Origin of the sequence: Streptomyces sp. NPDC096339 (assembly GCF_044762985.1) — a bacterium.
GTDB lineage: Bacteria > Actinomycetota > Actinomycetes > Streptomycetales > Streptomycetaceae > Streptomyces.
Genome location: NZ_JBIWFI010000032.1, coordinates 96314 through 106197 on the forward strand (window position 1 = coordinate 96314; position 9884 = coordinate 106197).

A 9884-nucleotide genomic window follows, 5' to 3' on the forward strand; every position below is an offset into this window, starting at 1 on the left:
GCGACGGGGCCACCCGAACGGGACCTTCGGGGCCCGCCCGCTGACACGTGGGAGGGCCACCGGCGGTGGGGCGGCCAGGGGCGGCCTACGCGCGGCGGACGTCGTAGACGCCGGGTACGTCGCGCATCGCCCGCATGAGGGCGGGCAGGCCGGCCGCGTCGGGCAGTTGGAGGGTGTAGGTGTGCCGGACCCGCTGCTCGACCGGGGGTTCCACGGTCGCGGAGACGACCTCGACGCCTTGGCGGGCGATGGCCTCGGTCAGGTCGGCCAGCAGATGGGGGCGGCCGAACGATTCAGCGAGCAGGGTGACCCGGCAGTCCGCGGTGGCCCGCCAGTGCACGGCGACGGAGGTGCGCCCCACGGCGCGCATCTGTGCCACCGCCGCGCAGTGGATGCGGTGCACGGTGACGGCCCCGCCGCGGACCACGAATCCGGCGACGGCGTCCGGTGGCACCGGCGTGCAGCATCCGGCGAGCCGTACGGGCGCGTCCGGCAGGTCGGCGACCGCGTTGGCGCCGCCGCCCCGGGCGCCGACCACGGACAGGGGCGCCCGCGCGGCGGAGGTGGTGGACAGGGCCCGGTCGGGGTGGGCTTCGAGCCAGCTGCCGATGGCGATCCGGGCGGCCGGGGTCTTCGCGTGGTCCAGCCACTCGGCGGCCGGGCCGGAGGAGGCGTCCTGCGCGAGCAGCAGCTGCACGGTGTCGCCGTCGGAGAGCGGGGAGGAGAGGGAGGTGAGGCGCCCGTTGACCCGGGCGCCGATACAGCCGTGGGCCGCCTCGCCGTGTTGCGCGTAGGCGGCGTCGATACAGCTGGCCCCGGCCGGCAGGCCCAGCGTCCCGCCGTCGGCGCGGAAGACGGTGATCTCCCGGTCCTGGGCGAGCTCGGCGCGGAGCACGCTCCAGAAGGTGTCGGGGTCGGGGGCGGATTGCTGCCAGTCGAGCAGCCGGGACAACCAGCCGGGGCGGGTCGGGTCCACCCGCTCCTCGTCGGCTTCGGCGGCTTCCGCCTGGGCAGTGGCGTACGGGTTGCCGAGGGCGACGACGCCCGCCTCCGCTACGCGGTGCATCTGCCGGGTCCGCACGATGACCTCGGCGACGTACCCCTCGGGGGTGGCGACGGCGGTGTGCAGCGACTGGTAGAGGTTGAACTTGGGGGCGGCGATGAAGTCCTTGAACTCCGATACGACCGGGGTGAAGCAGGTGTGCAGCTCCCCGAGCACGGCGTAGCAGTCGGCGTTCTCGCCGACGAGGACGAGGACGCGGCCGAAGTCGGAGCCGCGCAGCTCGCCGCGTTTGAGGGCGACGCGGTGGACGGAGACGAAGTGCCGGGGGCGTACCTGTACCTCGGCGGCGATGCCGGCCTCGCGCAACACGGTCCGTACGGAGTCGGCGATGGCGGGCAGCGGGTCGTTCTCACCGGCGTGGGCGGCGATGAGCGCGCGGGTGTGCTCGTACTCCTCGGGGTGGAGGATCGCGAAGACGAGGTCTTCCAGCTCGGTCTTGAGTGCCTGGACGCCGAGCCGTTCTGCGAGGGGGATGAGGACGTCGCGGGTGACCTTGGCGATGCGGGCCTGTTTCTCGGGGCGCATCACGCCGAGGGTGCGCATGTTGTGGAGCCGGTCGGCGAGTTTGATGGACATGACGCGGACGTCGTTGCCGGTGGCGACGAGCATCTTGCGGAAGGTCTCGGGTTCGGCGGCGGCGCCGTAGTCGATCTTCTCCACCTTGGTGACGCCGTCGACGATGAAGCAGACCTCGTCGCCGAACTCCTCGCGGACCTGATCGAGGGTCACGTCGGTGTCCTCGACGGTGTCGTGGAGGAGAGAGGCCGTCAGAGTGGTGGTTTCGGCACCGAGTTCGGCGAGGATCAGGGTGACGGCGAGCGGATGTGTGATGTACGGCTCACCACTTTTTCGCATCTGGCCGCGGTGCGAGGTCTCCGCGAGCAGATAGGCCCGCCGCAAAACGGACAGATCGGCGTCCGGATGGTGGGCGCGGTGCGCCTCCGCGACGTGCCCGATGGCGTCCGGAAGACGGTCGCGGGACGTCGGCCCGAGCAGCGCCGCTCGGCCGAGCCGGCGCAGATCGAGCCTGGTCCGGCCACGTCTGCGGAGCTCAGGGCGCACTTCGGGGTGTGCTTCGGGGTTCGTGGCCTCTGCACTCATGGGCACCTCCGGCGGCTTCGACCGGCGGTGGCGGGCATGGGGTGAGCCCTCAGGGCCGGTGCCTGATGTTACCGACCCCACCACGTGGCGCAGTCCACCTCTCGCTGAGCGTGAAACGGATCACCCATTAGAGGGAAGCTTCAGGCGAAAGCCGTTTCGGTGAGCCAGGCCGCGTCGAACTCTCCCACGGCCACGATCACGGCCGGTCCGGTCATCTCGATCCGGCCGTCGGGGTGCTCCGTGATGACGAGGGTGCCGCCCGGGAGGTCGACGGTGTACGTGGCCGGTTCGCCGGTGGCGGCCGGGTCCGCACCCTCGCGGCGGATGGCGGCGACGGCGACGGCGCAGGCGCCGGTGCCGCAGGAGCGGGTCTCGCCGGAGCCGCGCTCGTGGACGCGCATGGCGACGTGACGGGGGCCGCGGTCGACGACGAACTCGACGTTGACACCCGTCGGGTAGGCGGACGCCGGGCTGAAGTCGGGGGCGTCGTACAGCGTCCCGGCGTCGTCGAGGCTTTCAACGAACGCCACCGCGTGCGGGTTCCCCATGTTCACGTTCCGCGCGGGCCAGCTCTTCGCGCCGACGGCGACGGTGACCTCGCCCTCGGGGAGTTCGGCACGGCCCATGGAAACCGTGACGTCGCCCGCCTTGTCCAGGTGGACGCGCTTGACGCCGCCCCGGGTGGCGACGGCGAGGTCGCCCGCCTCGACGTGGCCCGCGTACTGGAGGTAGCGGGCGAAGACGCGTACGCCGTTGCCGCACATCTCGGCGATGGAGCCGTCGCTGTTGCGGTAGTCCATGAACCACTCCGCCTCGTCGGCCAGGTGGGCCGCCTCGGGGTGCGCGGCGGACCGGACGACGTGCAGGACCCCGTCCGCTCCGATCCCGGCCCGCCGGTCGCAGAGCTTCGCGACGGCGGCCGCCGGCAGCTCGATGGCGTTGTCCGGGTCCGGGACGATCACGAAGTCGTTCTCGGTGCCGTGGCCCTTGAGGAAGGAGAGGGTGGTCTGCGTCACCCGCCCATCGTACCGATCCCCTGGTCAGGGGCGTCGGACCGTCCGAGGGACGGTCAGCGGGCGGCGGCCCGCCCGCCGGACGGCCCTAGCGGAGCCGGGCCACCCGGTACACGGCGAGTGCCACGACGGCCAGCGCGACCACGGCGTACAGCGCGGCCATGCGCCAGTCGGGGCGGCGGCCGCTCCCCCGGGCCGGGAGCCCGGGCCAGGAGTAGCCCACGCGGCGGGCGGCCATCATCCCCCAGCCGCCTGCGCAGCAGCTGATGAGGAAGCCGAGCATGGCGACCACGGCTCCGCCGTCGCCGAACTCGAAGGCCAGCGGGAAGGCGAACATGAGCGAACCGGCGGCGGCCAGCACCACGATGGGGACGATCTGCCACACGCGCAGGCGCCGCTGCGGGCGCAGCTCGACCTCGACCTCGGGTCCGGCGGCGGCCTCGGCCTCCGCGGTGTCCGGGGCGTCCGGGCCGTCCGGGGTCAGCCGCGCGGGACCCGTGGGCAGCCCGAGGGTGTCGGGGACGTCCGGGCCGTCGGGCCGCTGCGTTCCCTCAACGCCTTCCGCCAGGTCGAGAAGCGTCGGGTCCGCTTCCCGCCGGGTGTCGTCCCGCCCGGTGTCACGAGGGCCGGCCTCCATCGCCACGCGCCCTCCCCACTCGGATTCAGTACGCCGCCATTCACTGCGGGTGACACACCCACAGGAGTTTGATGATGGCACGCCCCCAGGCCCGCTACGGGCCCACGGGGCGTCCCGATGCCATCACGTGATCAGGCTGTGACCGCTCGTTCGACCAACGACTGCGCGAGTCCGGTGAGTTCCCCGCGGTCGGCGACGGCCCCGCTGAGCCAGTGGACGCGCGGGTCTCGCCGGAACCAGGAGTCCTGGCGGCGGGCGAAGCGCTTGGTCGCCCGGACCGTCTCCGCCCGGGCCTCGTCCTCGGTGCACTCACCGGCGAGCGCGGCGAGCACCTGCTGGTAGCCGAGCGCCCTGGAGGCGGTGATTCCGTCGCGCAGCCCTCGGGCCTCCAGCGCGCGGACCTCGTCCACGAGTCCGGCCTCCCACATCCGGTCCACGCGCAGCGCGATCCGCTCGTCGAGCTCGGGCCGGGCCACGTCGACGCCGATCTGGACGGTGTCGTAGACGGACTCGTGGCCGGGCAGGTTGGCGGTGAAGGGGCGACCGGTGATCTCGATGACCTCCAGCGCGCGCACGATCCGGCGGCCGTTGCTGGGCAGGATCGCCTTGGCGGCGGCCGGGTCGGCGGCGGCGAGGCGGGCGTGCAGGACCCCGGAACCGCTCAGGGCGAGCTCGGCCTCCAGTCGGGCGCGGACCTCGGGGTCGGTACCGGGGAACTCCATGACGTCCAGGGCGCCCCTGACGTACAGGCCGGAGCCGCCGACGAGGACGGGCGTGCGGCCCTCGGCGAGCAGTTTGTCGATCTCGGCGCGGGCCAGGCGCTGGTACTCGGCCACGTTGGCGGTGTCGGTGACGTCCCAGATGTCGAGGAGGTGGTGCGGGACCCCGCCGCGTTCCTCCGTCGTCAGCTTGGCGGTACCGATGTCCATCCCCCGGTACAGCTGCATGGAGTCGGCGTTGACGACCTCGCCGTCGAAATGGCGGGCCAGGGCGACGCCCAGGTCGGACTTTCCGGCCGCGGTGGGACCGACGACGGCGATGACCCGCGGGGCGGGGGGTGCTTTCCTCACCGCCCCAGTCTCGCAAACCCCGCCGCATGTACCCGATCGAGCTACGTGACGGGGTGGGGGCGGGGTCGTTGCCCTGGCGTGGTTCAGCCCGGCGGAGGGGGCTGTGGCAACCCTTGCCGAGGTCCCTGCGGAGGCCCCTGCGACCAAGGCGGAACTTCGCTCACACGAGTAACGTTATAGGAGGAGAAATGGGCGTTTTCGATCGGCTTTTCCGCCGCAAGGTAGAGGTCGTGACCGAGGAGGTCGCCGCCGAGGCCACGACGGCGGAGTCCGGTGCGGCCGAGGAGATCGAGGAGACCGAGACCGGGGCTGCTGAGGTGGAGGCTCCGGCGGCGGAAGCCGTGGGGATCCCGAAGCAGCAGTCGGCCGAGCCGGCGGTGGACAGCGAGGCCGGCGAGGGCGCCCGTACGTAGCGACCGCCAATGGAAGGTGACCCATGGGCCTGCTGGACAAGCTGAAGGCCAAGCTCGAGCCGGCGAAGGAGAAGGTCGGCGACCTCGCCCAGAAGAACGAAGGCAAGATCACCGGGAGTCTGGACAAGATGGCCAAGGCCGTGGACGCGAAGACCCACGGCAAGTACAGCGACCGGATCACGAGCGGGACGGGCAAGGCGAAGGACGCCCTGGGCAAGATCGCGCACAAGGACGCTCCCGGCGGCGGACCGAAGCCGCCGACGGCTTCCTGACGCGGTGCCGGAAAGGGGCGCGGCACCGGCGACGGCCGGTTCCGCGCCCCTTCCCCGTATGCGTGGCGCGGTACGGGTTTCAGGACCAGGCGGCGACGAAGTACCCCACGCCGTACGGCGCGTCCTCGTACAGCAGCCGACCGTCGAGGCCCGCGCCCTCGGCGGCGCCGGCCAGGACCTGCCAGGGGGCCCGACCGGCGACCTGGAGTTCGGCGGCGAGCACGGAGTCCATGGCGGTGAGAGCGGCGACGTCGGCGGCGGCGAGCGCGCGGGCGGCGGCCGCGTCGAAGGCGGCGGCCCGCTCGTCGAGGTAACCGGGGGCCTTCAGGGTCCGCTTGGCGCTGCCGTCACCCATCACGAGCAGTGCGACGCGCTCGTCCCGTGCGGCGAGTTCCCGGCCGGCCCGCAGGCAGTGCGCGGTGTCGTCCAGCGGCTCCGCGACGGCGAACCCCTCGACGGGGGCGGCGCCCCACCGGGCGTGGCCCAGCAGCCAGGCACCGACGGCAAGCGGGGCCGGCAGCATGCGCGGCCCCTCCTCGCCCTCGCCGAGCTGTACGTCGGCCTCGACCCCGAACCCGCGGAAGCTGCCGCGGGCGCCCTGGGGGTAGGGACCGCCGTGGTCCCGGTCGGCGGCCCCGACGACGACGAGCAGGTCGGGCCGGGACGCGGCGAGCACCGCCAGCGCGTCGGAGCAGGCGGTACGGGCGTCGCCGAGTTCGGCGGCGGCCCCCGCGGCGACCGCCGGCACGAGCAGCGGCGGGGCGGGGCAGACGGCAGCGGCTACGAGCATGATCCGCAGCCTATCGCCAAGCGCGGCCGATCCAGGGGGGGTCGGTGCGGCTCGCGCCGGGCCGTGCCGCCCCCGAGCCGCTCGTGTGGTCCGGGTGCGCGGCCGGTGCCGGTCCACGACCCGGGGCTCCGCCCCGTGCCCCGCGCCTCAAACGCCGGCGACTCCGGCCGGGCGGGTGCGCGGCGCGGGCACGGGCATCGCCCGGTAGGCAGGAACCCGACACGGGCAGCGCCCGGGAAGAGCCCCGCGCCGGCACGGGCCGCGCTCGCAAGACACCCGCGCCCCGGCACGGGCCGGGCAGGGCAGGGCAGGGCAGGGCAGGGCAGGGCAGGGCAGGGCAACGGCCGGCGGGCAGCGGACGGCACGGGCCGGGGCCGATGCGGGCGGCGCTCGAAAGACACCCGCGCCCCGGCGCGGGCAGCGGGCCGGGGCAGCGGACGGCGCGGGCAGCGGACGGCACGGGCCGGGGCCGATGCGGGCGGCGCTCGGAAGAGACCTGCGCCCCGGCGCGGGCAGCGGGCGGGGGCAGCGGACGGCGCGGGCAGCGGACGGCACGGGCCGGGGCCGGCGCGGGCGGCGCTCGGAAGACACCCGCGCCCCGGCGCGGGCAGCGGGCCGGGGCGGGCAGGGGCAGCGGCCGGGGACGGCGCGGGCCGGGGACGGCAGGGGCCGGGGCCGGTCGCGGGCGGTGCTCGGAAGGCGCTCGCGACGGCACCCGGGCCGGGGTCAGCCCTGCGGGGCCGCGCAGCCCGATGTCGCCGCGGGGAGGGGGGCCGGGACGCCCAGGGTCGGGATGCCCAGCATGACGCCCGCCGGCTGGGCCGGGGCGGCGTTGCGCTTCTCCCACGCGTCGCCGGCGCGGGTACGCCGTACGGCCGTGGTCGGGCCCTCGGCCAGCAGGTGGTGGGGGGCCGCGTAGGTGATGTCGACGGTGACCACGTCACCGGGGCGGACCTCCGCCTCCGGCTTCGTGAAGTGCACCAGGCGGTTGTCGGGGGCGCGGCCGGACAGGCGGTGCGTGGCGCCGTCCTTGCGGCCCTCGCCCTCCGCGACCATGACCTCCAGGGTGCGGCCGACCTGCTTCTTGTTCTCCTCCCAGGAGATCTCCTCCTGGAGGGCGACCAGGCGCATGTAGCGGTCCTGCACGACCTCCTTGGGGATCTGCCCGTCCATGTCGGCGGCGGGGGTGCCGGGCCGCTTGGAGTACTGGAAGGTGAAGGCGTTCGCGAAGCGGGCCTCGCGCACGACGTGCATCGTCTGCTGGAAGTCCTCCTCGGTCTCGCCGGGGAAGCCCACGATGATGTCGGTGGTGATCGCGGCGTGCGGGATGGCGGCGCGGACCTTCTCGATGATCCCGAGGAAACGCTCCTGCCGGTACGAACGGCGCATCGCCTTGAGGATCGGGTCCGAGCCGGACTGCAGCGGCATGTGCAGCTGCGGCATCACGTTCGGGGTCTGCGCCATCGCCGCGATCACGTCGTCCGTGAAGTCGCGCGGGTGCGGGGAGGTGAAACGGACCCGCTCCAGGCCCTCGATCTCGCCGCAGGCGCGCAGCAGCTTGCTGAAGGCCTCGCGGTCGCCGAGGTCGGAGCCGTACGCGTTCACGTTCTGGCCGAGCAGCGTGATCTCGGAGACGCCCTCGCCGACCAGGGCCTCCACCTCGGCGAGGATGTCGCCGGGGCGACGGTCCTCCTCCTTGCCGCGCAGCGCCGGGACGATGCAGAAGGTGCAGGTGTTGTTGCAGCCGACGGAGATCGAGACCCAGGCGGCGTACGCGGACTCGCGTCGGGTCGGGAGCGTCGACGGGAACGCCTCCAGCGACTCGGCGATCTCGACCTGCGCCTCTTCCTGGATGCGGGCGCGTTCCAGCAGCACGGGGAGCTTGCCGATGTTGTGCGTACCGAAGACGACGTCGACCCAGGGGGCCTTCTTGACGATCGTCTCGCGGTCCTTCTGGGCGAGGCAGCCGCCGACGGCGATCTGCATCCCGGGGCGCTTCGTCTTCATCGGGGCCAGCCGGCCGAGGTTGCCGTAGAGCTTGTTGTCGGCGTTCTCGCGGACCGCGCAGGTGTTGAAGACCACGACGTCGGCGTCGCCGTCGGAGCCCTCGGGCGCCCGGACGTAGCCGGCGTCCTCCAGCAGACCGGAGAGGCGCTCCGAGTCGTGCACGTTCATCTGGCACCCGTAGGTGCGCACCTCGTAGCTTCGCTTCACGTCCACTGCCTGGCTCCGGTCGCTGCTGGTCATGCAACAAGGGTAGGCGGTGCCGGGAAGCCCTCCGGCCCGCCGTGGGCCGGGGCCGCGGGCAGGGCCGTGGCGCCGCGGGCCGGGGCCGGCGGGGCGGCCGGGGCGTGACAGGCGGGCAGGGGGGTGGCAGGATCGCCGGCATGCCTCTCGTACCGCCCCGGATCAGCAGGCGCCACGCCCTGCGGGTCCTGGTGGCCGTACTGGCCGTGCTCGGGGTCCTGCTGTGGTGGCTGCGGCCCTTCGGGGAGCCCGAGCTCAAGGGCGAGCTGACCTTCAGCACCGGCGTCCGGAACGGGGTGTACCACCGCTACGGGCAGCTGCTGGAGCAGGCCCTCAAGCAGGACATGCCCGGGGTGAAGGTCCGGCTGGAAACCAGTGAGGGCTCGCAGCAGAACCTCCAGCGGGTGGCCGCCGGTGAGGCGGACTTCACTGTGGCGACGGCCGACGCGGTCGCCAAGTACCGGCTCGACGGGAAACCCGGAGCGGCCTACCTGCGCGGGTGCGCCCGCCTCTACGACGACTACGTGCAGCTGGTGGTGCCGGCCGGCTCACCGGTGCAGTCGGCGCGGGACCTGCGGGGCAAGCGGGTCGCGGTCGGCCAGCCCGGATCCGGGGTGCGGCTGGTCTCGGAGCGGCTACTGACGGCGGCCAAGCTGGACCCGGCCCGCGACCTCACCACCGTGTCCATCGGCATCGACACCATGCCGGCCGAACTGGAGGCCGGGCGGATCGACGCGTTCTTCTGGTCCGGCGGCCTGCCGACCAACGCGGTGCGCGAGCTGTCGGAGCGCTTCGAGATCCGGCTCGTACAGCTCGGCGACCTCGTGGAGCAGCTCCAGGGCAGCGGGAGCCCGGCGCGCTACTACCGGGCCGCGGTGATGCCGCAGGACGCGTACGCGCGGGCACGGAACACCAGCGCGGTGGCGACCCTGGCCGTGCCGAACCTGCTGGTGACCACCGAGGGGATGGACCCCGAGCTGACGGAGCAGTTCACCCGGACCGTGATCCTCAGCCGCGACCGCATCGGGCACGTGGTGCACGCGGCGCAGCTGGTGGACCTCCGGACGGCGATCTACACCGATCCGCTGGACCTGCACGAGGGCGCCCGCCGGTACTACCGGTCGGTCAAGCCCTAGCTGTTCTGTCCCGGGAGGTTGTGGACGGGTGATGCAGGTCTCGACTAAGGGATCTTGAAATGGGTGAGGGCCTTCTGGCTCGGTGTGGATTGCGACATCTGCACCGGCGACCAGAAAGGCCCTCGTGCCCCACCGTAATGCA

The 9884-nt window shown here is 73.4% G+C and carries 9 protein-coding genes; 3 read left to right on the forward strand and 6 right to left on the reverse strand.

Translation table 11 applies throughout. The features are described from left to right. Positions 1–85: 85 nt before the first annotated feature. From ACIQ5Y_RS30800 to miaA, 4 genes are all read right to left on the reverse strand, one after another. Positions 86–2164, reverse strand: coding sequence for a RelA/SpoT family protein (locus ACIQ5Y_RS30800; RefSeq protein ID WP_403887648.1), 2079 nt, complete (start codon positions 2162–2164; stop codon positions 86–88). 140 nt (positions 2165–2304) lie between these two features. Continuing rightward, positions 2305–3180 carry a diaminopimelate epimerase gene (dapF, locus tag ACIQ5Y_RS30805; RefSeq protein WP_403887651.1) on the reverse strand — a complete coding sequence of 292 codons (876 nt, stop codon included), beginning with the start codon at positions 3178–3180 and terminating at the stop codon, positions 2305–2307. A gap of 85 nt (positions 3181–3265) precedes the next feature. Further along, complete coding sequence (locus ACIQ5Y_RS30810; RefSeq protein ID WP_403887654.1) at positions 3266–3820, reverse strand: hypothetical protein; 555 nt, start codon at positions 3818–3820, stop codon at positions 3266–3268. A gap of 125 nt (positions 3821–3945) precedes the next feature. After that, a complete protein-coding gene (gene miaA, locus ACIQ5Y_RS30815) occupies positions 3946–4884 on the reverse strand; it encodes a tRNA (adenosine(37)-N6)-dimethylallyltransferase MiaA (RefSeq protein WP_403887657.1) in 939 nt (312 codons plus the stop codon). 188 nt (positions 4885–5072) lie between these two features. Between miaA and ACIQ5Y_RS30820 the strand changes: the two genes are divergently transcribed. Both ACIQ5Y_RS30820 and ACIQ5Y_RS30825 read left to right on the forward strand, forming a co-directional pair. Then, positions 5073–5297, forward strand: a complete 225-nt coding sequence (locus ACIQ5Y_RS30820; protein WP_403887660.1) for a hypothetical protein — start codon at positions 5073–5075, stop codon at positions 5295–5297. A gap of 23 nt (positions 5298–5320) precedes the next feature. Next, positions 5321–5569 carry an antitoxin gene (locus ACIQ5Y_RS30825; protein ID WP_403887663.1) on the forward strand — a complete coding sequence of 83 codons (249 nt, stop codon included), beginning with the start codon at positions 5321–5323 and terminating at the stop codon, positions 5567–5569. 79 nt (positions 5570–5648) lie between these two features. Here ACIQ5Y_RS30825 and ACIQ5Y_RS30830 read toward each other — a convergent pair whose 3' ends face one another. Further along, positions 5649–6359 carry a hypothetical protein gene (locus tag ACIQ5Y_RS30830; protein WP_403887666.1) on the reverse strand — a complete coding sequence of 237 codons (711 nt, stop codon included), beginning with the start codon at positions 6357–6359 and terminating at the stop codon, positions 5649–5651. 726 nt (positions 6360–7085) lie between these two features. After that, positions 7086–8606, reverse strand: a complete 1521-nt coding sequence (gene miaB / locus ACIQ5Y_RS30835; protein WP_403887669.1) for a tRNA (N6-isopentenyl adenosine(37)-C2)-methylthiotransferase MiaB — start codon at positions 8604–8606, stop codon at positions 7086–7088. A gap of 140 nt (positions 8607–8746) precedes the next feature. Here miaB and ACIQ5Y_RS30840 point away from each other — a divergent pair, with 140 nt between their 5' ends. Then, entirely contained in the window at positions 8747–9742 is a 996-nt protein-coding gene (locus ACIQ5Y_RS30840; protein ID WP_403887672.1) for a TAXI family TRAP transporter solute-binding subunit, read from the forward strand. Positions 9743–9884: the final 142 nt, after the last annotated feature.